At 73.9% G+C, this 26,518-nt stretch carries 19 protein-coding genes; 12 read left to right on the top strand and 7 right to left on the bottom strand.

The annotated features are described in order from the left end of the window. Positions 1–33: 33 nt before the first annotated feature. The 4 genes from AQJ30_RS22385 to AQJ30_RS22400 all read left to right on the top strand — a co-directional run bounded on the left by AQJ30_RS22385 (position 34) and on the right by AQJ30_RS22400 (position 3,285). Positions 34–1,263 carry an NAD(P)-dependent malic enzyme gene (locus tag AQJ30_RS22385; RefSeq protein ID WP_067236953.1) on the top strand — a complete coding sequence of 410 codons (1,230 nt, stop codon included), beginning with the start codon at positions 34–36 and terminating at the stop codon, positions 1,261–1,263. 147 nt (positions 1,264–1,410) lie between these two features. Continuing rightward, positions 1,411–2,376 (top strand): zinc-binding dehydrogenase, encoded by a 966-nt coding sequence (locus AQJ30_RS22390; protein WP_067236956.1) that lies wholly within the window; start codon positions 1,411–1,413, stop codon positions 2,374–2,376. 112 nt (positions 2,377–2,488) lie between these two features. Then, positions 2,489–2,698 carry a helix-turn-helix domain-containing protein gene (locus AQJ30_RS22395; RefSeq protein ID WP_067236959.1) on the top strand — a complete coding sequence of 70 codons (210 nt, stop codon included), beginning with the start codon at positions 2,489–2,491 and terminating at the stop codon, positions 2,696–2,698. After that, positions 2,698–3,285, top strand: a complete 588-nt coding sequence (locus AQJ30_RS22400; protein ID WP_067236961.1) for a Clp protease N-terminal domain-containing protein — start codon at positions 2,698–2,700, stop codon at positions 3,283–3,285. The genes AQJ30_RS22395 and AQJ30_RS22400 overlap by 1 nt, the downstream gene beginning before the upstream one ends. A gap of 45 nt (positions 3,286–3,330) precedes the next feature. Here the strand turns inward: AQJ30_RS22400 and AQJ30_RS22405 are convergent, their stop codons facing one another. The 3 genes from AQJ30_RS22405 to AQJ30_RS22415 form a co-directional block, all read right to left on the bottom strand. Beyond that, positions 3,331–4,584, bottom strand: a complete 1,254-nt coding sequence (locus AQJ30_RS22405; protein WP_067236963.1) for a PadR family transcriptional regulator — start codon at positions 4,582–4,584, stop codon at positions 3,331–3,333. Position 4,585: 1 nt separating this feature from the next. Then, positions 4,586–5,515 carry a DUF4097 family beta strand repeat-containing protein gene (locus tag AQJ30_RS22410; RefSeq protein ID WP_067236966.1) on the bottom strand — a complete coding sequence of 310 codons (930 nt, stop codon included), beginning with the start codon at positions 5,513–5,515 and terminating at the stop codon, positions 4,586–4,588. A gap of 257 nt (positions 5,516–5,772) precedes the next feature. Then, the gene (locus AQJ30_RS22415) at positions 5,773–5,955 is read right to left on the bottom strand and encodes a DUF6104 family protein (protein WP_067236968.1); all 183 of its coding nucleotides are present in this window, start codon (positions 5,953–5,955) and stop codon (positions 5,773–5,775) included. A gap of 161 nt (positions 5,956–6,116) precedes the next feature. On the opposite strand from AQJ30_RS22415, the gene AQJ30_RS22420 reads away from it, so the two are divergent. The 8 genes from AQJ30_RS22420 to fxsT all read left to right on the top strand — a co-directional run bounded on the left by AQJ30_RS22420 (position 6,117) and on the right by fxsT (position 19,621). Next, the gene (locus tag AQJ30_RS22420; protein WP_067236971.1) at positions 6,117–6,680 is read left to right on the top strand and encodes a CU044_2847 family protein; all 564 of its coding nucleotides are present in this window, start codon (positions 6,117–6,119) and stop codon (positions 6,678–6,680) included. Then, positions 6,677–8,905 (top strand): VMAP-C domain-containing protein, encoded by a 2,229-nt coding sequence (locus AQJ30_RS22425; RefSeq protein ID WP_079084199.1) that lies wholly within the window; start codon positions 6,677–6,679, stop codon positions 8,903–8,905. The genes AQJ30_RS22420 and AQJ30_RS22425 overlap by 4 nt, the downstream gene beginning before the upstream one ends. A 108-nt stretch (positions 8,906–9,013) precedes the next feature. Then, a complete protein-coding gene (locus AQJ30_RS22430) occupies positions 9,014–10,036 on the top strand; it encodes an AAA family ATPase (protein WP_067236974.1) in 1,023 nt (340 codons plus the stop codon). Positions 10,037–10,043: 7 nt separating this feature from the next. Then, positions 10,044–13,469 carry an SAV_2336 N-terminal domain-related protein gene (locus AQJ30_RS22435; protein WP_107119661.1) on the top strand — a complete coding sequence of 1,142 codons (3,426 nt, stop codon included), beginning with the start codon at positions 10,044–10,046 and terminating at the stop codon, positions 13,467–13,469. A 12-nt stretch (positions 13,470–13,481) separates the two neighbouring features. After that, positions 13,482–13,658: an FxSxx-COOH cyclophane-containing RiPP peptide gene (gene fxsA, locus AQJ30_RS22440; RefSeq protein ID WP_067236976.1), complete on the top strand. Its 177-nt coding sequence runs from the start codon at positions 13,482–13,484 to the stop codon at positions 13,656–13,658. Between the two features lie 144 nt (positions 13,659–13,802). Next, entirely contained in the window at positions 13,803–15,011 is a 1,209-nt protein-coding gene (locus AQJ30_RS22445) for an FxsB family cyclophane-forming radical SAM/SPASM peptide maturase (RefSeq protein WP_079084200.1), read from the top strand. Next, complete coding sequence (locus AQJ30_RS22450) at positions 15,011–16,456, top strand: aKG-HExxH-type peptide beta-hydroxylase (protein WP_067237324.1); 1,446 nt, start codon at positions 15,011–15,013, stop codon at positions 16,454–16,456. Before AQJ30_RS22445 ends, AQJ30_RS22450 begins: the two co-directional genes overlap by 1 nt. Positions 16,457–16,612: 156 nt before the next feature. After that, on the top strand, positions 16,613–19,621 hold the full coding sequence (fxsT, locus tag AQJ30_RS22455) for an FxSxx-COOH system tetratricopeptide repeat protein (protein ID WP_067236979.1): 3,009 nt from the start codon (positions 16,613–16,615) through the stop codon (positions 19,619–19,621). Between the two features lie 74 nt (positions 19,622–19,695). Here the strand turns inward: fxsT and AQJ30_RS22460 are convergent, their stop codons facing one another. The 4 genes from AQJ30_RS22460 to AQJ30_RS22475 all read right to left on the bottom strand — a co-directional run bounded on the left by AQJ30_RS22460 (position 19,696) and on the right by AQJ30_RS22475 (position 26,477). Further along, positions 19,696–23,502: a multifunctional oxoglutarate decarboxylase/oxoglutarate dehydrogenase thiamine pyrophosphate-binding subunit/dihydrolipoyllysine-residue succinyltransferase subunit gene (locus tag AQJ30_RS22460; protein ID WP_067236982.1), complete on the bottom strand. Its 3,807-nt coding sequence runs from the start codon at positions 23,500–23,502 to the stop codon at positions 19,696–19,698. Between the two features lie 313 nt (positions 23,503–23,815). Then, complete coding sequence (locus AQJ30_RS22465; RefSeq protein WP_067236984.1) at positions 23,816–24,922, bottom strand: sensor histidine kinase; 1,107 nt, start codon at positions 24,920–24,922, stop codon at positions 23,816–23,818. Then, positions 24,919–25,659, bottom strand: a complete 741-nt coding sequence (locus AQJ30_RS22470) for a response regulator transcription factor (RefSeq protein ID WP_067236986.1) — start codon at positions 25,657–25,659, stop codon at positions 24,919–24,921. The genes AQJ30_RS22465 and AQJ30_RS22470 overlap by 4 nt, the downstream gene beginning before the upstream one ends. A gap of 122 nt (positions 25,660–25,781) precedes the next feature. Then, on the bottom strand, positions 25,782–26,477 hold the full coding sequence (locus AQJ30_RS22475) for a spermidine synthase family protein (protein WP_067236989.1): 696 nt from the start codon (positions 26,475–26,477) through the stop codon (positions 25,782–25,784). Positions 26,478–26,518: the final 41 nt, after the last annotated feature.

Raw genomic sequence — 26,518 nt, forward strand, 5'->3', positions numbered from 1 at the left:
CCTCAACCATGCAGAGCTAAGGGGTACAACACAGTGGCAGCGGAGATCGTCAATCCTCGCAGCGAGAGCACGTCGGACACGGGACCGGAGGGCGGTGCGGAGCCCCTCGACCCCTTCGATCCGGCGTTCGCGCTGCACCGCGGCGGCAAGATGGCCGTGCAGGCCACCGTCCCGGTCCGTGACAAGGACGACCTGTCCCTGGCGTACACGCCCGGCGTCGCGCGGGTGTGCACCGCGATCGCGGAGCAGCCGGAACTGGTCCACGACTACACCTGGAAGTCCTCCGTCGTCGCGGTCGTCACGGACGGCACCGCCGTCCTCGGCCTCGGCGACATCGGCCCGGAGGCGTCCCTCCCGGTCATGGAGGGCAAGGCCATCCTCTTCAAGCAGTTCGGCGGCGTGGACGCCGTCCCGATCGCGCTGGACTGCACGGACGTCGACGAGATCGTCGAGACCGTGGTCCGCCTCGCGCCGTCCTTCGGCGGCGTCAACCTCGAGGACATCTCGGCGCCCCGGTGCTTCGAGATCGAGCGCAGGCTCCAGGAGCGGCTCGACATCCCGATCTTCCACGACGACCAGCACGGCACGGCGGTCGTGACGCTCGCCGCGCTGCGCAACGCGGCCCGGCTGAGCGGGCGGACCCTCGCCGACCTGCGGGCCGTCATCTCCGGCGCGGGCGCGGCCGGTGTGGCCATCGCCAAGATGCTGATCGAGGCCGGCATCGGCGACGTCGCGGTGGCGGACCGCAAGGGTGTCGTCTCCGCGGACCGGCAGGACCTCACGCCGGTCAAGCGCGAGGTCGCCGGGTTCACCAACAAGGCCGGGCTGTCCGGGTCGCTGGAGGACGCGCTGGCCGGCGCCGACGTCTTCATCGGCGTCTCCGGCGGTACCGTCGCGGAGGCCGCGGTGGCCTCCATGGCCGAGGGCGCCTTCGTGTTCGCGATGGCCAACCCGAACCCGGAGGTGCACCCCGACGTCGCCCACAAGTACGCGGCGGTCGTCGCCACCGGGCGGTCGGACTTCCCCAACCAGATCAACAACGTGCTGGCCTTCCCGGGCATCTTCGCCGGGGCGCTGCAGGTGCGGGCCTCCCGGATCACCGAGGGGATGAAGATCGCGGCAGCCGAGGCGCTGGCCGGGGTCGTCGGCGACGACCTCGCGGCGGACTACGTGATCCCCTCGCCGTTCGACGAGCGGGTCGCCCCCGCGGTGACGGCGGCGGTGGCCGCGGCCGCGCGGGCCGAGGGCGTCGCGCGCCGCTGACGCCCGCGCATGCCGGCCGGGACGGCCCCGCCCCTGTGGGCGGGGCCGTTTCGTCCCCCGGTACGCCGGCCGGCGGGCTGGCAAGAGGGTGTGTGTCACACCGGGGGCTGGTTCCGGCGGGGCGGGACGGGACCTATCGTCGGCTGCATGTTCGCTGTCTACGCCGCCCGTATCGACCGTGACCAGCCGCTGAGCGGCCTTGAGTCGGGGGAGCGTCCGGCCCCCGAGGCCCGGCCCGGATGGAGCACCGTCCAGGTCAGGGCCGCCTCCCTCAACCACCACGACCTCTGGTCGCTCCGGGGCGTCGGCCTGCCCGAGGGGCGCCTGCCGATGATCCTCGGCTGTGACGCCGCCGGTGTCGACGAGGACGGCAACGAGGTCGTCCTGCACTCCGTCATCGGCCAGACCGGCCACGGAGTCGGCCCGGACGAGCCCCGCTCCATCCTCACCGAGCGCTACCAGGGCACCTTCGCCGAGCGGGTCGCCGTGCCGACCTGGAACGTCCTGCCCAAGCCGAAGGAGCTGACCTTCGCCGAGGCCGCCTGCCTGCCCACCGCCTGGCTCACCGCGTACCGCATGCTCTTCACCAACGCCGGCGTGCGCCCCGGTGACTCCGTGCTGGTGCAGGGCGCCGGCGGGGGCGTCGCCACCGCGGCGATCGTCCTCGGCAAGGCGGCCGGGCTGCGGGTCTTCGCCACCAGCCGCGACGAGGCCAAGCGCAAGCGGGCCCTCGAGCTCGGGGCCGTCGAGGCGGTCGAGCCGGGCGCCCGGCTGCCCCAGCGCGTGGACGCGGTCATCGAGACCGTCGGCGCCGCGACCTGGTCCCACTCGGTGAAGTCGCTGAAGCCCGGCGGCACGCTGGTCATCTCCGGCGCGACCAGCGGCGACCGGCCCTCGCACGCCGAACTGACCCGGATCTTCTTCCTCGAGCTCAAGGTCGTCGGCTCCACGATGGGCACCAAGGACGAGCTGGAGGACCTGCTCGCCTTCTGCGCCGCCACCGGGGTGCGGCCCGTCATCGACGAGGTGCTGCCGCTCGACCGCGCCCGTGAGGGCTTCGAACGGCTGGCGTCCGGCGACCTGTTCGGGAAGATCGTGTTCACCACCCCCTGAGCGGCGGCTCGGGGTTCGGTGCGGGCGGGTCCGGGGTTCCGGGCCCGCCTTTTCCGTGCGTGATGCGTCAACCCTGGTTGACAGGGCCCGAGTGTCAACGTAAGTTGACGTCATGACCGAAGCAACGGATCTCGCCGAGCGCGCCGGTGACCGCGATCCACGGGTCGGACTGCGCGCCGTCGCCGCCCTGCGCAGGGTGCTGGAGCAGCTGGAGGCGGTGCAGGTGCGCAGCGCGCGCAACCAGGGCTGGTCGTGGCAGGAGATCGCCGCGGAGCTCGGAGTCAGCAGGCAGGCCGTGCACAAGAAGTACGGGAGGCAGTGATGTTCGAGCGGTTCACCAAGGACGCCCGGGACGTGGTCCGGGGCGCGGCGGAGCACGCCGAGCGGGCCGGCGCCCCGGCGGTCGACGCCGAGCACCTGCTCCTCGCCCTGCTCGGCCGCGGGCCGAGCCGTGCCTCCTTCGCGCTGGCCGCCCTGGGCGTGGCCGACCGCGGGGACTCCGTACGGGACGCCCTGGACGAGGCCCGGCGGCGTGCCGGGCTGTCCCGGGCCGACGCCGACGCCCTCGCCGGCCTCGGCATCGACGTCTCGGAGATCGTCGCCCGGGTCGAGGAGGTGCACGGCGCCGGCGCGATGTCCGGCGGGCGTACCGGCCGGGGCCGGTCCCCGGGCCGCCGCCCCTTCGGACGGGGCGCCAAGGACGTCATCGAGAAGTCCCTGCGGATGGCCCTGGCCCGCAAGGACCGGCACATCGGCGACGAGCACCTGCTGCTCGCCCTGACCGTCCGCACCGACGTGGTGGCCGAGGTCCTCGCCGACCACGGCGTCACCCACGCGTCCCTGACCCGCGTCCTCGGCGAGGGCGAGGGCGGGGGCCGGGGCGGGCGGGGCGCGGCGAAGGCTGGGTGACGGGGCGGCCCCTCGACGGGGCCGCCGTCCGCCGTCCGCCGTCCCTCAGTGCTTCGGCGACCGCAGCAGCGCTCCGATGTGGGCCGCCGCCGTCGACAGGTGACGGCGGGCCTCCCCGAGCTGGTCGTCCGTGACCCCGTGGTCGCGGGCCGCGTCACGGATGTCGTCGCGGAAGCGGTCCAGCAGGCGGTCCAGGTCGCGGACCGGGTCGCCGCCGGACGGCTCGTGGGCCCAGGAGGGCACGTACGCGGCGGGGAAGTCCTCCGGGGTGGAGGAGTAGTCCACCGGACGGGACGCCGCCGGCCCGGACGCTGCCGTGCCGGAGCCCTCGGCCGTCCGGGACTCCTCCGCCGTGCGGGAGCCCTTCGTCATCCGGGGGCCCTCAGCGGTGCGGGAGCTGCCCGCGGCACCGGAACCCCCAGCCGTACGGGAGTCCTCCGTGGCGCGGGAGCCGTCCGGGCCGGCCGCGTGCTCCGGGCGGGTCCACGGCCGCTCGGTGTCGGGGCGGCCGAAGCCGAAGTCCTTGCCGAAGTCGCCCAGGCCCTTGCCCCAGTCCTTCCCGAACTCGCCGACCTCCTTCACGAGTTCGCTCAGCCCTTCGCGCACCCCGGTCGGCCAGTCTCCGCGCGCGAAGTGGTCCTGCACCTGCTCCTGGACCCGGCGCGCCATGCGCTGGAACTCCTCCTGGGCCTGCTCCCGGGCCCGGTCCTGGGCCTCCTTGGCCTGGCGGCGGGCCCGCTGGGCCTCCTCGCGGGCACGGCGGCTCTCGTCCTTGGCGCGGCGGGCCTGCTCCTTCCACTCCTGCTTGACCCGGCGCATCTCCTCCTTGGCCGCCCGCCAGGCCTCCTTGTCGTCGGCGTCGGAGGAGTCCCCGAAGGGGCCGCTCCCGCCCGTCGACGACCGGCCGCCCTGGCGCGCCTGGGACGCGGCCGCGCGCATCTCGCGGCGCAGGTCACCCGCGGCGCCGCGCACGTCGGCCCGGATCTCGGCGGCCAGCTCCGCGACCGACTCGCGGATCTCCAGCTCCAGGTCGGCCAGCTCGCCGCTGCGGTCGGCCAGTTCGGCCCGGCCGGCGTCGGTGATCGCGTAGACCTTGCGACCGCCCTCGGTGGTGTGGGTGACCAGGCCCTCGGCCTCCAGCTTGGCCAGCCGGGGGTAGACGGTGCCGGCCGACGGGGCGTACAGCCCCTGGAAGCGTTCCTCCAGCAGGCGGATCACCTCGTAGCCGTGGCGGGGCGCCTCGTCCAGCAGCTTCAGCAGGTAGAGGCGCAGGCGGCCGTGGGCGAAGACGGGAGGCATCTCAGAGCACCTTCTTGTCGGTCGTGCCGTCGGCCGGGGCGGGGGAGTCGGGGGCGTCGGGGGCGTGGGGTGCGGCCGGTGCCGTCGGGGGTGTCCGCGGCGTCGGGTCCGCTTCCCGGGCGGCCTCCGCGGCCGGGCGGCGCAGCAGGGCGATCGAGCCCGAGACGGTGGTCGCCTTCAGCCGGCCGTTGCCCGCGCCGAGGCGCCCGGTGATCCGCTTGGCGCCCCACTGGCCGCTGACCCGCAGGTCCTCGAAGGCGTTGGAGACCGTGCCGCTCGCGGTGTTGGCCTCGACCTCCGCGTCGGCGGGGTGGGGCAGCCGGATGGCGATCTCCCCGGAGACGTTGGTCAGCGAGATGTCGGTCGGGCGGCTGGTCGGGTCGATGTCCACGATCATCGAGCCGCTCACCGAGTCGGCCTTCACCGAGGAGCCCGCCTCGACGACGGTCAGGTCGCCGGACACGGAGTTGAACCGCAGGTCACCCGTGAGCGCCTGGGCCTCCAGGTTCCCCGAGACGGTGTCCGCGCGGACCGGGCCCGCGAGGCCCACCAGGGTGGTGTCGCCGGAGACGCCCTTGACCTCGGTGCGCGCGTCGATGCCGGAGACGACGGCCGCGGCGTTGACCACGCCCACCTCCACGCGCGTGGAGGCCGGGACGGCCAGGGAGACGACCGCGCTGCGCCGCCAGCCCTTGCGGTCCAGCCACTTCAGGAAGCCCTTCCAGGGCAGGTCCTCGTAGGCCACGGTGAGGGTGCCGCCCCGGTGGGTCACGACGAGGGGCGGGCCCTCGATGTCCGAGACCTCCAGGCGGGCGGAACCCTCCTCGGTGCCCACGACGTTCACCGTTCCGGCGACGATGCGGACGTGCAGCTCGCTCACGGGCTCGTCGAACGAGAGCTTCGTGGGCTCGGCGACGGACCACTCGGACATGGTGCGACCTCCTCGACGCGACGGACGGCAGGACCGTGACGCAGCGGCAGTCGCCGGCACGGCAGCGGAGTGACGCGCCATATCGCGTCTCCCGCTATTCACGATATATCGCGGGTCCGGGAAGTCAAGCCACTCGTTCCGGTGAGCCAGCCGCTCGTGCCGGCGCGCGCGGACATGCGAAAGGGGCGCTCCAGGCGCCCCCGTCGACCCGTGCGGCGACCCGTGCGGCGGCCCGCTGGGCCGGTCCGCCGGTCCGGCTACTCGTCGTCGTCCTCGTCGTCCAGCCGGGCCAGCCATGTCGCCAGGCGCTCCACCGGGACCTCGAAGTCGGGGTTGAGGTCGACGAACGTGCGCAGCTGCTCGGCGAGCCACTCGAAGGTGACCTCCTCCTGGCCGCGCCGCTTCTCCAGTTCCTCGATGCCGCGGTCGGTGAAGTACATGGATCGTGCTCCGTGGGTCGGTCGCAGGGGTAGGGGCGGTCCCCCCGGGGAAGGACCCTGGTTCCTGCGATGGGTGGGTCACGGAGAGAACAGGGAGAGAAAAGGCCTGCTGCTCCGTTGGAAGGGACAGGAAAAAGCATAGGCGGGACGGGGGAGTCGCCATGAGCCAGGACGTGACGCGGGTAGCACGCATCGCCCTGCCGGACGGGACACCGGTGTGGGCCCGGATCTCCGGCACCGACGAACTGGCCGCGCCGCCGGGGCAGCTGTCGTTCAGCGACACCGGCTTCACCGAGCGGGTGGAGGCCAGCGTGGAGAGCCTGCACGCGCTGGTCACCGGGGTCGCCCACTCGCTGGCCGAGCCGCTGCGCGCCGTGCGCCCCGACGAGGTGAGCGTGGAGTTCGGCATCGAGCTGACCGCGAAGGCCGGGAAGGTCGTCGGCCTCCTCGCCGACGGCGAGGCCAAGGCCGGCATCACGGTCACGCTCACGTGGAACGGCAGCCCGCCCCATCCGGACGGCGCGCCCTCCGGCGCCCCGGACGCCACGCCCGCCGCCGCCCCGGACGCCACGCAAGCCGCCCCGGACGCGACGCGAGCCGCCCCGCCCTCCGCCGCAGGCGTCCCGCACCCCACGCCCCCGGGCGACCCGGGGCGCACGGGCGCGTCCCCCGGCGCCCCGGTGCACGGGGGCGCCGACGGCCCCTCAGGTGGGAGCGGGGCATGACGCACCGGCACGACGGGGGCGCACCGGGCGCCTTCGACGAGGCCCACCGTGCGCTGCGTGACCTCGTCCTGGCGGCGACCGTACGCATCCATCGCTCGGGCGTCGGGTATGCCCCTGACGAACCGGGCACCTTCCTCGGCAGCGGATTCTTCATCGCCCCGAACTGGGTGCTGACCTGCGCACACGTCGTGCACGGCGGGGAGGGGGGCGATGTCGCGGTGATCCACCAGAGCGGAGCCGACCAGGCCGCCTCCGCCGTCGCGGGCGAGGTGGTGGCGACCCTGCCCGACCGGGCCGGCCGGCCCCCCTCGGGCAGCTGGCCCGCCCCCGACCTGGCCCTGGTGCGGCTGCGCGAACCCGTCGGCCACGCGTGCGTGTTCGTGTCCGAGCGGCCGACCGCGTACGTCGGCGAGGGCAAGCTGCTCTACGCGGGCTGGACCGTGGTCGGCGACCAGCTCCAGATCCTGGACGGCCCGATCGAGGTCCAGGGCACCCTCGGCGGCTGGAGCGCGGGCGCGCAGATGCGCCTCGGGCACAACGACCTGCCGTACGGCGTCTCGGGCGGCCCCGTCGTCGACCCGCAGCGCGGCGAGGTCATCGGCGTGCTGAAGTCCCGTGCCGACCACGGTCAGGGCGGCACCTGCACCGGCATCGAGCGGCTGCGCACGCTGCCCGTGCCGCGGGGTGCCGCGACCGCCGAGCACGACGACGTCTACCAGGCCGTCTTCCACGCCCACGACCGCTACCACCGCCACCGCCAGCTGCCCTCCGGCTCCCGCGGCGCCACCTGGGCCGACGCCCAGAAGCGGATCGGCGTCCGGCCCGGCCGCACCCTCAGCCCCGACGAGCGCACCGAACTGCTCGGCCGGCTCGCCGAACTGCCGCCGCCCTCCGGCACCCGCGCCCTGCTGGACATCCTCGAGTCGCTGCCCGACCTGGAGCTCCCGCAGCACCTGCCCGCCCCGCGCGGCTGGCGCGACGGCCTGGGCCTGCTGTACGAGAACGCCCGGGACGACGGCGTCCTGAAGCTGGTCCTCGACTACACGATGCGCGTGATGCACGCCGACCGCCCGCCCACCCCCAGCACGCTGGCCGCCGAACGGGCCCTGTGGGACTGGGTCCGCCAGGTCGCCGCCGGCCTGGACAGCGGCTACCGCGCCGGCCTCGCCCGCCGGCACGAGGAGTGGTCGGGCCTACGCGCCCGCACGCGCGCCCCGGGCCACGGGCCGGACGGGCCGGTCACCGGCCACGACGCGGCCGGCACGCGCCCGCGGCTCGACGCGCCGTCGCCCGCCGTCCCCGCGCCCGTCTCCGTCTCCGTCCCCGTCCCGGCCGAGGCCCACGGCCGCGACCGGCCCGCCACCCCGGAGGGCCGCGACCACGCGCGCGTGACGCCCGGGCTGACCGTCCTGCTGGAGGTGCTGCGGCGCGGCTGGGAACCCGACCGCTGCGACTGGTCCGTGTCCGTGGCCCGCCCCGACGGCGACGTCCTGCGGCTGCACGAGGCCGAGCGCACCCCGTGGGACGGGCTCGCGGCCGAGGCCGCCGAACCGCTCGCCGAGGCGTTCCGCCGCTGCGACGCGCCCGACCGGCCCGCGCCCTTGCAGGCCGCCCTGCCCCACCTGCTGCTCGGCCTGCCCGTGGACACCTGGCAACTGCACCCCGGCGAGCCGCCGTTGGGCGTGCAGCGGCCGGTCGTCGTGCGCTGCTCCGACCGCGACCAGCTGCCCGACGACGGCGAGTACGACCCCGACGGGGCCGACGGCCACCACGAGCGCCACGACCGCTGGCGCCGCCTGCACACGCACGACGCGCGCGCGGAGGTCCTCGACTGCGACGACGGCGTGCGCCAGCCCGTGCCGCCCGTGTCCGACCTGCGTGACCTCGCCCACCGCACCGTCCCGGTGCTGTGCCGCTACGGCGAGCACCGCTACGAGGACGACGCGGCGGCCCTGGCGCGCATCGTGCACGCCGGGTTCGGGGTGGCCCTGTGGCGGCGCCGCTCCGGCCGCTCCGACACCGTGTGCGGGGAGTTCCACCGGGGCGCGCGCCAGGCCGTGGACGACGGCGTGAGTGCGGAGCTGCTCCCCGAGGTCGTGCACCGCATGCGCGTGAAGCTGCGCGCGGGTCGCACCGAGGCGTACTGGGCCGACGGCATCGCGCTCTACTACGACGATCCGCACCGGCCCCTGCCCGGCGCCGGAGACCTGCTGGAGGCGCCGTGAGGCCGCCCCGCGCCCGCTCTCCGGCCCCTTACCAGGCCACCTGATGGTCGATACCGTGATGCACGTTCGACGGCTGCCATGGACGCGTGACGACGAGGACCGGGGACCATGACCGATTCCAATGAGTGGCTCATCTACCGAGGCGCCGGCGAGCCCCACGACGGGATGGACCGGCTGCCCCCGCCCCCGCCCTGGCGCGACTTCTCCGGACGCGACGCGCAGGCACCCGGCGACGGCTCCCAGGACCGCCGGCTCGGCGCCCACCGCCACCTCGCCGAGCTGCACCGGCCGGGCGCCGAGGAGCTGGAGATGATCAACGCGGCGCTGTACCTGCGCCGTCCGCTCCTGGTCACCGGCAGCCCCGGCGCGGGCAAGAGCACCCTGGCCCACTCGGTGGCGTACGAACTCGGGCTGGGCGACGTGCTGCGCTGGTCGATCGTCAGCCGCTCCACCCTCCAGGACGGCCTCTACGAGTACGACGCCATCGCCCGCCTCCAGGAAGTCCAGATCGCCGCCCAGGGCGGCTACGGCGGCGCCGCGGGCAGCCCCGGCGCGGTGGACAGCATCGGGAGCTACATCCGCCTCGGCCCGCTCGGCACCGCCCTGCTGCCCTCCGACACCCCGCGCGTGCTGCTCATCGACGAGCTGGACAAGAGCGACATCGACCTGCCCAACGACCTGCTGAACGTGCTGGAGGAGGGCGAGTTCCAGATCCCCGAGCTCCAGCGGATCGCCGACCGGCTGCCCGACGGCGAGGCCGAGGTGCTCACCGCCGACGGCACCAAGGTGCGGGTGCGCGACGGGCGCGTGCGCTGCCGGGCGTTCCCGTTCGTCGTGCTCACCAGCAACGGCGAGCGCGACTTCCCGGCCCCGCTGATGCGCCGCTGCATCCACCTGGAGCTGGGCCGCCCGGACCACAACCGGCTCGCCACGTTCGTCCGCGCCCACCTCGGCGACGAGGCGGCCCGCGCGGGCGACGACCTGATCACCCGCTTCCTGGAGCGCTCGCGCAGCGAACTCCTCGCCGCCGACCAGCTGCTGAACGCCATCTACCTCACCGACGCGGCCGCCCCGCCCAGCCGCGACCGCCTCGCCGACCTGCTCATCCAGCGGCTCGACCGCCCGAGGTGAGGCACTGATGGCCGACCCGACGGAACGCCACGGCCCCGCGGACCCCGACCCGTCCACCGCTCCCACCCGGTCGCCCGGGGCATCCCCCGCTCCCACCCGGCCGCCCGGCGCGCCCGCCGCACCCGCCCCCGACCCGGCCCCCGACCCCCTCGCCGAGCTCGTCGCACGGCTCCGCCACGTGGGGCTCGACCCCGACGTCGAGGGGCTCAGCGACGCGCTGTGGCTGGCCCGCTGGGCCCGTCCGGCGAATCCCCTGCACGAGCAGGACGCGGTGTGCGGCGGCGGACGCGAACGCCCGGGCCGGCCGTCCGGCGAGCGGTCCGCCGACCGGGCCCCCGGCTCCCCGCCGGACGCGCCCGGCCCGCACCCGCCCGCGCCGACGCCGTCGTACGGGACCGGGCCGGACGGGCGGGTCGCGCTGTACCCGCCGACGCGCGGTGGCGGGGCACGCGCGCGTGCGGGCGGGCACGCCGCGGCACTGCCTGTCGGCGTGCCCGCCGCCCCGGCGCTGCCCGCGCCCCTGGAACTCCAGCGCGCGTTACGCCCGTTGCAGGGCTACCGCAGCCCCGCGCCGCCGCTGCGCAAGGAGCTGGACGAGACCGCGACGGCCGAGCTGAGCGCCCGCGCGGGCGGCCTGGTGATGCCCGTCCACCGGGCCGTGACCCGCGGCGACACCCGGCTCCAGCTCGTCCTGGACGCCTCGCCGTCGATGCGGGTGTGGGACCGGATGTTCGCCGAACTGGAGCAGGTGTTCGCCCAGTTGGGCGCCTTCGGTGACGTCCAGGTCAGCCATCTGCACGAGGGCCCGGAGGGGGACCCGGTGGTCGGCCGCAGCCCCGACCCGCTCGCGGCCCCGCTGCACTCCGCGGACCGGCTCAGCGACCCCACCGGCCGCCGGATCACCCTCCTGGTGAGCGACTGCGCGGGCCCGCTGTGGCGCAGCGGCCGCGCCCACCGGATGCTGCACCAGCTGGCCCGCCAGGCCCCGGCCGCGGTGCTCCAGCCCCTCCCGCAGCGCCTGTGGAGCCGGACCCGGCTGCCGGTGACGTACGGCGAACTCACGCGCGGCGAGACGCTGGGCGGCGCCGCCGTGCTGCGGGTGCGCACCCCGTCCGGGGCGCCCGCGGAGGCCCGCCGCGGCGGACTGCCCGTCCCCGTGCTGCCCCCGGAGCCGGTGGCGCTCGGGGCGTGGGCGCGGCTGCTGTCGAGCGCCGGTCCGGGGACCGTCGCCGGGGCCGTGGGCTGGGTGCGCGCCGACCAGCCGCCCGCGCCCGCCGCGGGCCCCGCCCGGCCGCGCACGTGGGTCGAGCGCGTCGGACGCTTCCGCTCCACCGCCTCCCCGGCCGCCGGCCGGCTCGCCGTCTACCTGGCGGCGGCCCCGCTGTGCCTGCCGGTCATGCAGCTCGTCCAGCGCACCATGCTGCCCGGCTCCGGCCCCTCCGAACTGGCCGAGGTGCTGCTCAGCGGCCTGGTCACCCGCGCCGGCGAGCCGTACGCAGACGACGGCACGCCCTGGTACGAGATGCAGCCCGACGTCCAGGACGCCCTGCTGTCCACGCTGGGCCGCGACGAGGCCGTCCTCGTCCTCAAGCACTGCTCGGAGTACATCGAGCAGCGCTACGGCAAGGGCGGCCCCAACTTCCCGGCGCTCGCCCTCGCCCAGCTCGGCAACGGCGGCTCGGGACGCCCGTACGCGCCCGGCGACGCCCTGGCCGGCGACGGCACCGACCCCGGCGACACGACGCTCGTGCCGCAGCCCTTCGCGGAGGTCGCCGCGCGCGTGCTGGGGCGGTTCATGCCGCTGCCCGAGCAGTTCGCGGCCGTCGGGGGCCGCACCGGCGACCGGCCGGCCGGCGACCGGCCGCCGCACCAGGCGGTCGTGCGGGCCCGCGCGCTGGTCGAGCGGTTCGACGACGAGGGCATGGTGCAGGACCTGATCGACGCCGTGCAGCTGCTGCGCGGCGCCACCGAGCACGAGCGGCCGCCGGGCCGCGACCCCGTGCTGTGGGCCCAGTACGCGCACAGCACGCTGCGGCTGTGGGAGGTGCAGGGCGGCGCCGACCTGCTGCGCGAGGCCGAGCAGGCCGCCGAGCGCGCCGTCGCGCACCCGCACGCGCTGCGCGAACGGGCCGTCCTCGCGCGCGTGCTGCACGCGGCCGCGGTGGACCGCAGACGGCGCGGCGACCGCGCCGGAGCGCTGGACCTGCTGCGCCGCGCCGACCGCGAGTACGCCGTGGCGTGCGCCGCGCCCGGCCTGGCCGACGGCGAGGCGCTTCAGCTGACCCTGGAACGCGTCGAGGCCCTGGAGACCCAGTCGCGCCTCAGTGACGACAGCGCGCTGCTCCAGGGCGCGGTCGGGATGCTGGAGGCCTTCGCCGACGCCTGGCCGGACCGCCGACGCCGCCCGCCCGACCTCCCGCTCGCCCACGGCCGCGTCCTGCTGCGCCTGGCGCAGACCACCGCCGACCAGGAACAGGCGCGCGGCCACGCCGAGCTGGCGGCCCGTTCCCTGCGGGACGCGCTGGAGGCGGCCGGCCCCGAGGAGCCGCTGCGCGACGGGGTGCGCGTCCGCCTGGACCTGGTCGACGCGCTGCTGACGTCCGGCGGCCCGCTGGACGAGGCCCAGGACCGCGTGGACGAGGCCTTGCCCCTGACCCGCGACCGCGGCCTGCGCGCGGCCCTGCTGGTGCGCTCCGGACGCATCGGCGTCGCCCGCCACGCCGAGACCGGCGACCCGCGCGACCTCCACACCGCCGCCGACCGCTTCGAACAGGCCGCCCACGGCATGTCCCGCGACGCCCCTTCCCACGCCGACGTCCTCGCCGAGTGGGGCGAGACCCTGCTCCGCCTGGCGTCCCTGGAGAGCGGCGGCCGCGCCCTGGGGGCGCTGTCGCGGGCGATCCGGGTCCTGCGGGAGTGCCGGACGGAGACGCCGTCGGGGGACCGGCGGCTGGCGCACCGGTTGCTGTTGCTGGGCCAGGCGCTGATGGCCCGTTACGACGGCCGGGGTGATCCGGTCGACCTCCGGGAGGCCGAGCACCTGTTCGGACTGGCGGCGGCCGAGGCGACCGCCCCCCTGCTGGCCGCCCGCTCCCTCCTCGCGCTCGGGCACGCGCAGTTCGAGGCGTATCGAGGCCTTGGCCGGCCGACCCGGCTGGACGCGGCCGTGGATGCCTTCCGGGACGCCGCCGAGGCCGCCCGGGATGCGGAGCAGGAGGCCGAGACCGAGCGGCACCGCCTCCACGCCGTGGAGTTGTGCGCGCAGGCGCACCACTGGCGGGGTAGGACTTACGAGGCGGCCGCCCGTCCGCGCGCGGCCCGCGAGGCCTACCGCGCGGCGCGCGCGGAGTGGCAGCGCCTGCCGGAGGGCAGCGTGGGCACGGGGCAGCCGGACGCCGAGGAGACGGCGCGCAGGCTCGCCCAGCTGGAGTGACCTGGGGAGAGGATGAGGGTGGAGTCAGCCGAGTCGATGCCGGACGAGCCGTTCGCGGACGTCCTGGCCCTGAGCCTCACCGAGTTGCGGACCATCCGCCACCCGGTGCTGCGCGAGGTCCTGGACGATCTCCGCGAGCGGGCCGCACAGCCCGGCGAGATGCTCTGGGGATACGGCAGCGCGTTCTGACGACGCGCCGCCGAGCGCCCGGCGGACGGCGAGATCCGGTCAAGTTCCGCGCTGGGAGGACCGGTTCAGGTCGGTCGGGCTGCCGGGACCGGCTCGGCGTTTGCCGGTTCCCCGGTCGGGAACGGGGCCAGGGACGACCGAGCCATGGGGGGTGACGGAGTGTCGCACGGTGTCGCCGTACCCGTCGGTCCCCCCGCCCCCGCCGTTCCCTTCCCGTTCCGTCAGTTCATCGTGAAGGTGCACGGCCGCTGCAACCTCGCGTGCCGCTACTGCTACCTCTACGCGGGCCCCGACCACACCTGGCGCGACCGTCCCACGGCGGCGTCCGCGGCCGTACTGGAACGCACCGCGACCCGGATCGCCGAGCACGCGCGCGCCCACGGGCCCACCGACCTCTCCCTGGTGCTGCACGGCGGCGAACCCCTGCTGGCCGGGGCGGACACGCTCGCCCGCTTCACCTCCCTGGTCCGGGCCCGCGTCCCCGGCGGCACGAAGGTGCACGCGACGGTCCAGACGAACGCCACCCTGCTCACCGCGTCCCGCCTCGCCACCCTGGCCGACACCGGCATCCGCGTCGGCATCAGCCTCGACGGCGGCCTGCCCGGCCACAACGCACGGCGCGTCGACCACGCCGGGCGCCCGTCCTGGCCCGCCGCCTCCCGGGGCGCCCGGCTGGTGGCCGACCGCTTCCCGGCCTCCTACGCCGGCATCCTCACGGTCGTCGACCCGACGCTGGACCCGGTGGAGACGTACGACTCGCTCCTCGCCCTGCGCCCGCCGGCCCTGGACCTGCTCCTGCCGCACGGCAACTGGTCGGTGCCGCCGCCGCACCATGACGGGCAGCGCTACGGCGACTGGCTCTGCGCGGTGTTCGACCGCTGGTGGCGGGCCGGGCGACGCGAGGCACGGGTCCGCCTGTTCGAGGCGTGCATCGCCCTGCTGCTCGGCCGGCCGGCCGCGACCGAGCAACTCGGACTCGCGCCGTTCGAGACGGTGGTCGTGGAGACGGACGGGTCGATCGAGCAGGTGGACTCCCTGAAGTCGGCCTACCACGGCGCGGCCGAGACCGGCCTCGACGTCTTCCGCCACCCCTTCGACGAGGCGCTGCGCCACCCCGCGGTGGCGGCCCGGCAGGCGGGAGCGGACGCGCTGGCAACGACCTGCCGGGCCTGCCCCGTCCTGCACGTCTGCGGCGGCGGCCAGTACGCGCACCGGTACCGGGCCGGACACGGCTTCGTCCACCCCTCGGTGTACTGCACCGATCTCCAGCGCTTCATCCGGCACGTGGCGCGACGGCTCACCGAGGAGGTCCCCCCACCGGCCGCCTCCTCGGCCGAAGGAGGCCCCCCGTGATATTCCCGCCGCTCCCCGACCACGCCCTCGCCGAACTCGGCGCCACCGGAGGCGGCCCCGCCACCCTGGACCTGCTCGTCCGCGACCAGGACAGCCGACGGCTGCTGCTCCTGCGGGCCGTACTCGAGGCAGCCGACGCGTCCACGGAGTGCCCGCCCGCCGCACGGCAGCGGCTCCACGAGGACTGGGCCCTGCTGGAGGAGGCCGAGGCCCTCGGCGCGCCCGGCGTGGCACTGCACCGCTCACCCGTACGGGCCGCCCTGTGCCGGCCGCTCCTCGGTCCCTGGGCCCGGCGCTGCCTGCAGGGCCTCGCCCCCGCGCACTCCGCGGCCGACCACGAGCGACGGCAAGGGGAACTCGCGGAGGACCTGGCCCACTTCAGCGCCCTCGTCGCAGCGGCTGCCGTCCGGGCCGGCGTCCCCTTCGCCGTACGGCTCACCGCGCACGGCGGCACGCTCGTGCTGCCCTCCCTGGGAGCGCTGCGCACCGGCCATCGGGGGCACCTGCGGGTCGATGCCGTCCACCGGAACGGGCGGCTCACCCTGCGCCGGCCGGGCGAGCCGGACGTCCGCGTCGTCCCGGAGGAGGGTTTCGGCGCCTGGTCGGACTCGCGCGCCTGGACCCCGGCGTACGCACTGCCCGGTCTGCGGCCGGACGACCCGCCACTGCCGCTGGAGGACCTGGACCCGTACCGTGCCGCGCACGGCGACCCGCAGTGCTACGGCCTGACCGGGCCCGCCACCCTCGACGACGGCCAACGCAAGCACTGGCTCCAGGCCTGGTCGGGCACGGCCGCGGCGCTGCGGCTCGGCGGGGAGCGGCGGCTCACGGAGGCAGCGACCCTGCTGCGCTGCCTGGTGCCGCTCGCCATGCCCGACCGTGCCTCGGACGACGACCGCGCCCGCGGCTCCTGCAGCGCCACCCGGCGGGAGGCCTTCGGCGCCGTGCTCAGCAGTACACCCCCCGACGCCACGCGTCTCGCCGCGACGCTCGTGCACGAACTGCACCACGCCAAACTCGCCGTGGTCAGCGAGATGCTTCCGCTGCACCACGCAGACGGACGGGCACGGTACTTCGCTCCCTGGCGACCCGACCCCCGCCCGTACGACGGGCTCCTGCAAGGGGCGTACGCCCACCTCGCCCTCGCCGACTTCCACCAGCACCGCGCGCTCGACGGCACGGACCGCGCCCATCTCGACTCGGACTGGTCCCAGTTCGCGCGCTACCACGCCCAAGTGGGCGCGGCACTTCCCGCCCTCGTCGGGTCGGCCGAACTCACCCCGCCGGGACGAAAGTTCGTCGAATGCCTGGTCGAAGCGCACGCCCGTATGGCCGAGCACCCCGCCCCCAGGGCCCACGCCGTGCGGGCACGGGAGTACGTGAGCGCTGCGCGGCGCCTGTGGGCTCAGCGGCTCCCCGGCGACCCGCGTGCGCCACTTGCGTGACCGCCCCGCCGATTCCGGCGCAGAACGTTGCGTCGGGAGGTGGAGATCGTTGCGCTTGCGGGAAGGGATGCGAATCACGAGCGTCGGCGGCGGTGCGTTCCCGTGCCTTCCCGGAGCCGTGCCCAGCTTCTAACATTTCGGGCGGGAGGCCGCTGCATGTCTGGAACTCGTAGGCCGGTCGGGTCAGCCGAGAGGGGGGCCGTGCGGCAGACCGTCACGATCAGCTTCGCCGGGTTCAACCGCGCCTGGGCTGCCTGGATCGGCGACCGTCTGGAGCGGCGCGGCCTGCGTGTGGTGTACCTGCGGTGGGACGCACCCCCGGAGGTGCCCCTGACCGACCTGCTGCGCGACCTGAGCCTCGCCGAGGGCCGCGTTCTCATCCTCGTCAGCGACTGGTACTTCCTCCTGGGCCCGCGCACCCACGAGGAGTGGAACACCGCGCTGCGCGAGGTCGTGGCCCCGGACCCGTCCCGGTTCGCCGCTGTCTCCCTGACGACCGCGCCGGTCCCCGCCGCCACTGCCGTCCTCGCGCCCGCCGACCTCGTCAACATCGGCCCGGAGGAGGCCGAACGACGTCTCCTCGAGCGACTGGACCTGGGACACGAGCCGCTGCCGCAGTCCACCGGAAGCCGACGCGCACCGCGCTTCCCGTCGGCCATGCCCGAGGTCTGGGGCAACGTACCCCGCCGCAACACCCGCTTCACCGGCCGCGAGCCGCTGCTGAACGACGCCTACCACCTGCTGCACGGCAGCGAGCCCGGCGCCGGCGTCCTGACGATGTACGGCATGTCCGGGGTCGGGAAGACCCAGCTCGCCGCCGAGTACGTGTACCGGTTCAGCTCCGAGTACGACGTGGTGTGGTGGATCAACGCCGAGAAACGGGTGTCCTACCGCCGCGTGCTCGCCGAGCTCGCCCCGAAACTGGGCCTGTCGACGGGCGCCGAGTACGGTGAGCGGCTGCGCGCGGTGCGCGACGCGCTGCGCCGCGGTGAGCCGTTCTCCCGCTGGCTGCTCATCCTCGACGGGGCCGACGACCCCGACCAGATCTGGGATCTGGTGCCGACCGGTCCCGGCCACGTGCTGATCACCTCGCGCAACCCGCAGTGGGGCGAGCACAACAGCCAGCTGATGCAGGTCCCGGTGTACGGCCGGGACGAGTCCGTGGCGTTCATCCGACGGCGCGCGCCCCGGCTCACGGAGTCGGACGCCGACAAGCTCGCCGCCGCGCTGGAGGACCTGCCGCTGTTGCTGGACCAGACGGCCGGCTGGCTCAACGACTCCGACATGTCGGTCGAGGCATACATCGAACTGCTCGAGGGCGGCATCGACCAGGACGTGGTCAAGGTCTCCGCCGACTTCCCGCTCGCCTTCCAGACCGCCTGGTCGATACTGCTGAACAAGCTCCGTGAGACCGTTCCCGAGTCGGTCGACCTGCTGCGGCTGTGCACCTTCTTCGCGCCCGGCTTCGTTCCCGTGCGGCTGCTGAAGGAGATGCCGCACGACGACCTCCCCGAGCAGCTCACCGGGCTGCTCGAGGACCCGCTGCTGTGGAACAGGGCCATCAACCAGTTGCGCCAGTACTCGGTGGTGCGCCTGGAGTCCCACGAGACGTCGGGCGAGCCGGGCGCGTCCTCCGGCGAGTCGCTCTACCTGCACCGCATGGTCCACCAGATCGTCCGCAAGGACATGCCCGAGGCGGACCGGCGGGAGTTCATCGACGTGGTCCGGCGCGCACTCGCGGCCGCCGACCCCGGCCGCGCCACGGACACCCGCCTGTGGGACACCTACGCCGAGATCGTGCCGCACCTCAAGCACGCGGACGTCCTCAACAGCCAGGACACCAAGGTCCAGCGCCTGGTGCTCAACTGCCTGCGCTACATGTACTTCGTCGGCGAGTACACCTCGGGAGTGAAACTCGGCGAACGTGCCCTGCACGCCTGGCGCTCGTCCCTCGGCGAGCACCACCCGAGGATCTTCGAACTCATCTACCACTACGCCAACTTGCTGCGCTCCTCCGGCGACTACGTCCGCACCGAGGCCCTGGAGCGCGAGGCAGCCGACCACCTGCGCCGGGAACGCGGCGAACGCGACCTGGACTACCTGCGGGCGGTCAACGGACTGGGCGCCGACCTGTGGGGGCTCGCCCGCTACGACGAGGCCCTGGAGCTCTACCGCTGGCTCTACCCGACCTACCGCGACCTCCTCGGCGAGGAGGACTCCCGCACCCTCAACGCCCTGAACAACCTCGGGTTCGCCCACCGGCTGCTCGGGCACTACCAGGAGGCCTTGGACGTCGACAAGACGACGCTGGAGCTGCGCCGCCGCCTGCTGAAGGCACGGCACCCCTGGGCACTGTTCTCCGAGGTGTCCTACGCCATCGGCCTGCGGCTGCTGGGCCGCTACACCGAGGCGGAGTCCATCCAGGCGAAGAACGTGCGCGAGTGCCGGCTCGTACTGGGCGCCGACAACCCCCAGACCCTCCGCGCCGAGCACAACCTCGCCCTGTGCCGCCTGCGCGGCGGTGACCGCACCGCCGCCGGGTCCCTGCTGACGAGGGTCCTGGAGCGCTACGAGCGCAAGCTCGGCGAGAACCACACGGAGACCCTGGCCGCCGCCGTGAGCCAGAGCTGCTTCGCCCGGGAGCACGGTGACATCGACCAGGCCCGCGAGGCCAGCGAGTCGATCATCGCGCGTTACGGGCAACTCCTCACCGACAACCACCCCTTCATCGCCGGCGCGCAGGCCAACCACGCCCTCGTGCTGCGCAGCGTCGGTGAGCGCGACCACGCGCACGTGCTGATCGAGCAGGCGCTGGCCGACATGACCACGGCGGTCGGCGAGAACCACCCCTACACGCTGGGCTGCGCCCTGAACGCCTCCGCGCTGCGCGATCTCATCGGTGACACCGAGGGCGCCGCCCGGCTCAGCCGGGACACCGTGACCCGGGCGATCGAGACGCTCGGCCGGACCCATCCGCTCACCCTGTCCGCGCGGGTGGCGCACGCCGCCGACCTGTACCGCCTGCGCGACACCCAGCAGGCCGAGAAGGTCGAGCAGGAGGCCCTGTCCGACCTCGAGGCCACCCTCGGCAAGCAGCACGTCCACACCATCTCGGCCCGCGCCCGCAACCGCCCGTACTGGGACTTCGAGCCCCAGGCGACCTGAGCGGCTGGGATCACGGCGACGGCCCGCCCCGGGAACCGGGGCGGGCCGTCGCCGTCGTGCGGGTGCCGGGAGGCCTACGCCTCGAACACCTCGCGCACCAGCTGCTCCTGCTCCGCCTGGTGCCGCTTCGCCGAGCCCACCGCCGGGGACGACCCGTGGGGGCGGGAGATGCGGCGCAGGCGCTCGCCGGCCGGGATGTCCGCGCCGACCGCCAGGTCCAGGTGGTCGATCAGGTTCAGGGCGATGAACGGCCAGGCGCCCTGGTTGGCCGGCTCCTCCTGGGCCCACAGGTACTTCTCGGCGTTCGGGTACTTGGCGATCTCCGCCTGGAGCTCGGCACCCGGCAGCGGGTACAGGCGCTCGATGCGGATGATCGCGGTGTCCGTGACGCCGCGCTTCTGGCGCTCGGCCTCGAGGTCGTAGTAGACCTTGCCGGCGCAGAAGACGACCTTGCGGACCGCGGCCGGGTCGACGGAGGCGTCGCCGATGACCGGGCGGAAGCCGCCCGTGGTGAACTCCTCCGCCTTCGACGCGGCGGCCTTCAGGCGCAGCATCGACTTCGGGGTGAAGACGACCAGCGGCTTGTGGTGCGGGTTGTGCACCTGCCACCGCAGGAGGTGGAAGTAGTTCGACGGGAGCGTCGGCATGGCGACCGTCATGTTGTTCTGCGCGCACAGCTGCAGGAACCGCTCGGGGCGGGCGGACGAGTGGTCCGGGCCCTGGCCCTCGTAGCCGTGCGGCAGGAGCAGGACGACGCCGGACGTCTGGCTCCACTTCTGCTCCGCGGAGGAGATGAACTCGTCCACGACCGTCTGGGCGCCGTTGACGAAGTCGCCGAACTGCGCCTCCCACATCACCAGCGCGTCGGGGCGGGCCAGCGAGTAGCCGTACTCGAAGCCCATCGCCGCGTACTCGGAGAGCAGGGAGTTGTAGACGTTCAGCCGGGCCTGGTCCTCGGAGAGGTACAGCAGCGGCGTGAAGTCCTGGCCGGTCTCGCGGTCGATGATGACCGCGTGGCGCTGGCCGAACGTGCCGCGCTGGGAGTCCTGGCCCGCCAGGCGGACCGGGACGCCCTCCAGCAGGAGGGAGCCGATGGCCAGCGTCTCGCCCATGCCCCAGTCGATCGTGCCGTCCTCGACCATGGCCGCCCGGCGCTGCAGCTGCGGCAGCAGACGCGGGTGGACGGTGACGTGGTCGGGGACGTTGACCTGGGACTCGGCGATCCGCTTGACGACCTCGGTGGAGACCGCGGTCTGCACCGCGACCGGGAAGCCGTCCTGCGGGTCGTGCGACGGCGCGGCGGCCGGCTGGGCCGTGGCCTCGCGGACCTCGGTGAAGACCTTCTCCAGCTGGCCCTGGTAGTCCTGCAGCGCCTGCTCGGCCTCTTCCAGGGTGATGTCGCCGCGACCGATGAGGGACTCGGTGTAGAGCTTGCGCACCGAGCGCTTCTTGTCGATGAGGTCGTACATCAGCGGCTGGGTGAAGGCCGGGTTGTCCGACTCGTTGTGACCGCGGCGGCGGTAGCAGATGAGGTCGATCACCACGTCCTTGTTGAACGCCTGGCGGAACTCGAACGCCAGCCGCGCGACGCGCACGACGGCCTCGGGGTCGTCGCCGTTCACGTGGAAGATCGGGGCCTCGATCATGCGGGCCACGTCCGTCGCGTACATGGAGGAGCGCGAGGACTCGGGGGCCGCGGTGAAGCCGACCTGGTTGTTGATGACGATGTGGACCGTGCCGCCGGTGCGGTAGCCGCGCAGCTGCGACATGTTCAGGGTCTCGGCCACCACGCCCTGGCCCGCGAAGGCCGCGTCGCCGTGGATGGCCACCGGCAGGACCGTGAAGTCCGTGCCGCCCTTGTTGATGATGTCCTGCTTGGCGCGCGCGACGCCCTCCAGGACCGGGTCCACCGCCTCCAAGTGCGAGGGGTTCGCGACCAGGGAGACCTTGATCTGCTCGCCGTCCAGGCCGGTGAAGGTGCCCTCGGCGCCCAGGTGGTACTTCACGTCGCCGGAGCCGTGCATCGACTTCGGGTCGAGGTTGCCCTCGAACTCGCGGAAGATCTGCGCGTACGACTTGCCGACGATGTTGGCGAGGACGTTCAGCCGGCCGCGGTGGGCCATGCCGATGACGACCTCGTCCAGGCGGGACTCGGCGGCCGAGTCCAGCACCGCGTCGAGCAGCGGGATGACGGACTCGCCGCCCTCCAGCGAGAAGCGCTTCTGGCCGACGTACTTGGTCTGCAGGAACGTCTCGAACGCCTCGGCGGCGTTCAGGCGGCGCAGGATGCGCAGCTGCTCCTCGCGCTCCGGCTTGGAGTGCGGGCGCTCCACGCGGTCCTGGATCCACTTGCGCTGCTTGGGGTCCTGGATGTGCATGAACTCGATGCCGGTGGTGCGGCAGTACGAGTCGCGCAGCACGCCGAGGATGTCGCGCAGCTTCATCATCGACTTGCCGGCGAAGCCGCCGACGGCGAACTCGCGCTCCAGGTCCCACAGCGTCAGCCCGTGCTCGACGATGTCGAGGTCGGGGTGCTTGCGCTGGCGGTACTCCAGCGGGTCGGTGTCGGCCATGACGTGGCCGCGGACCCGGTAGGAGTGGATCAGCTCGAAGACGCGGGCGGCCTTGGTGACGTCGTCGTCGTGGCTGGCGTCGATGTCCTTGAGCCAGCGGACCGGCTCGTAGGGGATGCGCAGGGCCTCGAAGATGTCGTCGTAGAAGCCGTTCTCGCCCAGCAGCAGGTTGGCGACCGCGCGCAGGAACTCGCCGGAGGCGGCGCCCTGGATCACCCGGTGGTCGTAGGTCGACGTGAGCGTCATGACCTTGGAGATGCCGAGCTTGTTCAGCGTGTCCTGGGAGGTGCCCTGGAACTCGGCCGGGTAGTCCATGGAGCCGACGCCCATGATCACCGACTGGCCGGGCATCAGGCGCGGCACCGAGTGGACGGTGCCGAGGCCACCGGGGTTGGTCAGGGAGACCGTGACGCCGGTGAAGTCGTCCATCGTCAGCTTGTTGTCGCGGGCGCGACGGACGATGTCCTCGTAGGCCTGCCAGAACTCGAAGAAGTTCAGCGTCTCGGCCTTCTTGATGGCGGCCACGACGAGCTGGCGGTCGCCGTTGGGCTTCACCAGGTCGATGGCCAGGCCGAGGTTCACGTGCGGCGGCTTGACCAGGACCGGCTTGCCGTCCTTCTCGCCGAACGAGTGGTTCATGGACGGCATCTGCTTGATGGCCTGGACCATCGCGAAGCCGATCAGGTGCGTGAAGGAGATCTTCCCGCCGCGCGCCCGCTTGAGGTGGTTGTTGATGACGATGCGGTTGTCGAACAGCAGCTTCACCGGGACCGCGCGGACCGAGGTGGCGGTCGGCAGCTCCAGTGAGGCGTTCATGTTCTTCGCTACCGCGGCGGACGGGCCGCGCAGCGGCACGTACTCCGGGCCCGCGGGCGCCTCGGCGGCCGGGGCGGCCTTCGCGGCGGCCGGCTTGGCGGCGGGGGCCGCGGCGGCGGGCTTGGCGGGCGCAGGAGCGGCGGGGGCCTTCGCGGCCGGAGCCGCGGGCGCGGCCTGCGCCGGGGCGGCGGGGGCCGGGCCGGCCGGTGCCGGGACGGGGGCCTGGGCGGCGGGAGCCGGGGTGGGGGTGGTCCCTGCGGCCCCCGTGGCCGCAGTACCCGCCGCAGCCGGGCCGCTCGGGGCTCCCGGCTTGTAGTCGGCGAAGAAGTCCCACCAGGCTCGGTCCACCGAATTCGGGTCCTGGAGGTACTGCTGATAGATCTCGTCGACGAGCCACTCGTTGGGACCGAACGCGGCAGCGGGGTTCTTGCCCGCTTGGTCCGCGTCGGTCGTCGGAGCGCTCGATGCGTTACTGGGGGACTGTGGCGACACGGCGGCAACCGCCCTCTTCCGCTTCACAAGGTGATGGACAGCGGGAATAAAGGCTACGCCTCCCGCGGGGTGAAGGTCAGGCCGGGCCCGTCCATCGTCGCGTAAGTCACATGAAAGAGCGTGTTTCGGGGCTTGAAATGGCGGGAAACAAGCGCGGTTGACCTGCTCACCGCGGAGCCCGCACAGGTGAGAGGGTACGCCGACGCGGACCGCGCGCGCCGAGCGTGCGGACCCGCCCCTGATCACACGTGTCCGACTGCGGGAACGCCGCGCGGACCGTCGTGGATCTTGAGGTTCCGGTTCGCACTGTACGTCAACCCGACGCCGAGGACTCTCCCGGAAGGGTGATGAGGATCCGGCAACCCCGCTCGGATTCGGCCACGCCGATCCGGCCACCGTGCAGATCGACCGCCCAGCGGGCGATCGCCAGCCCCAGCCCCGTGCCGCCGTCGCTGCCCGGACCGTGCGGCCGGCGCACCGCGCCCCGGTTGAACCGCTCGAAGACCCGGTGCCACTCCGAGCGCGGGATGCCCGGCCCCTCGTCCATGACCTCGAGCTCCAGCGACTCCGGCTGCGGCCCGCGCCGCGCCCTGACCGTCACCCGCCCGTGCGGCGGGCTGTGCTTGACCGCGTTGTCGATGAGGTTCGCCACGACCTGGTGGATGCGCTCGGGGTCCGCGAGCGCGGTCAGCTCCGGCGGCGAGACGTCCAGGTGCAGGTGCACGTCGGTGCGCGTGTGACTGCCCGAGCCCGACGCCATCCCCGCGCGCGCCGAGGCCACCATGTTGGCCTCCTTCAGCACGCCCGACAGGTACGGCCACACCTCGAAGCGCCGCTTGCGCAGCGGGACGACGCCGTTGTCCAGGCGGGACAGGTCCAGCAGGGTCTCCACCAGCCGCCCGAGCCGCTCGGTCTGCTTCAGCGCCGTGCGCATCGTCTCCGGGTCGGCCTCCGCGATGCCGTCGACCACGTTCTCCAGCACCGCGCGCAGGCCCGCGATGGGGGTGCGCAGCTCGTGCGAGACGTTCGCCACCAGCTCCTTGCGCTGGCGGTCCTGGGCCTCCAGCTCGTCGGCCATGACGTTGATCGTCTGCGCCAGGTCGCCCAGTTCGTCGCGGCGCCGCTCGTTCACCCGGCGCGTGTAGTCGCCGTCGGAGATGGACCGGGCGACGGTGTTCATCTCCCCGAGCGGGGCGGTCAGCGAGTGCGCCACGAACTGCGTGATCAGCAGCGTGGCGATCATCGAGAAGACCGTGATGAACCGCAGCTCCGTCTTGGTGTGCACGGCGATCACCGACAGGCCCGTGGTGATCAGGACCGACGTGACGACCAGCGCGCCCAGCTTGGTCTTGATCGAGAACGGGCGAACGCCCCCGAAGGACTCCGCGGGGCTCCTGGGTCCGTCCGGCCCGCCGGTCATGGCGTCGGGGTCTCCAGGGCGTAGCCCACGCCGTGCACCGTGCGGATCCGCTCGGCGCCGATCTTCCGCCGCAGCGCCTTGATGTGGCTGTCGACGGTCCGGGTGCCCGAGGCGTCGGCCCAGTCCCACACCTCGGCGAGCAGCTGCTCACGGGAGAGCACCGCGCGCGGGGTGTTGGCCAGGCACACCAGCAGGTCGAACTCGGTCGGCGTCAGGTGCACGTCCTCGGAGCGCACCCGCACCCGCCGCTGCGCGTGGTCGATCTCCAGCTCGCCGAGCCGCAGGATGCCGCTGCGCGGCGTCGAGGCGGCCAGCGCGGCCCGCTCCACCCGGCGCAGCAGCACGTGCACGCGCGCGGCGAGCTCCCGCATCGAGAAGGGCTTGGTCATGTAGTCGTCGGCGCCCACGCCGAGCCCGACCAGCATGTCGGTCTCGTCGTCGCGCGCGGTCAGCATCAGCACCGGCACCGGCCGCTGGGCCTGCACGCGCCGGCAGACCTCCAGGCCGTCGAAGCCCGGCAGCATGATGTCGAGGATCAGCAGGTCCGGCTGCCAGGCCTCGGCCGTGTCGACCGCCGCGGGGCCGTCGCCCGCCGTTTGCACGAGGAATCCCTCGGCGCGCAGGCGGGCCGCGATCGCGTCGACGATGGTCGGGTCGTCCTCCACGACCAGCACGCGCCGCTGCGCGCCCTGGGTGGCCGTCGTCGTTCCGCTGTGCGAGGTGTGTGTCTGCTCCATCGCCCGCCCCTGAGATTGCTTTCCGGGATCCGTGGGGTGATCCCATGTCTGCGCATGACTGCGATTGACGCTTGAATGATCGGCGCCAAGGCAGCAGCGTACGGGGAGTCGCCGCGCCTTTGCTATCCAGGTCGGACGCCGAGGTGCACCACGTCCGGCACGCCTCGGGCAACCGGGATCTCTTCGGTACGCACCTGCTGGAACCCGGCATTCCCCATGGTTCCCTCGAATTCCGGAGACGGCTGCGCGGACCACACCGCGAGCACCCCGCCGGGTCTCAACACCCGCGCGCAGGAGGCCAGTCCGGCCGGTGCGTACAGACCGTCGTTGTCCTCGGTGACCGTCCAGCCGGGCCCGTTGTCGATGTCGAGGCACAGCGCGTCGAACGTGTCCGATGTCTCATGGAGATAAGTGACCAGGTCCGCCTCGGCGACCGTCACGCGCGGGTCGGCGAGCGCGTCCCGGGAGACCGCGCCCAGCGGGCCCGCGCGGTGCCATTCGACGACCGCGCGCTCGCGCTCCACCACGGTGATCCGCCCCCAGCGGGATTCGGCGGCGGCGTGTGCGAGCGAGAATCCGACGCCGAGCCCGCCGAGTAGGACGTGCGGCGCGGGCCGGTCGTCCAGCGCCGCCAGCGCCGCGTCGACGAGCAGCCGCTCCGAGCGGCCGTCGGAGGTGTCCATGAGGAAACAGCCGTTGGCGATGATCTGGAGGACCTCCCCGTGCCGGCGCAGCACCACCTCGCCGTGCGGGCCCATACGACGGTCCAGGACTCGGGGGGTCTCTAAGCCGAGGGAAAGTTCGTCGGAGAGGGGCATCGGCCCATCCTGGCACTTCCGTGACCGATTGTTGACGGAGT

Origin of the sequence: Streptomyces longwoodensis (assembly GCF_001514125.1) — a bacterium.
Classification (GTDB): Bacteria; Actinomycetota; Actinomycetes; order Streptomycetales; family Streptomycetaceae; genus Streptomyces; species Streptomyces longwoodensis.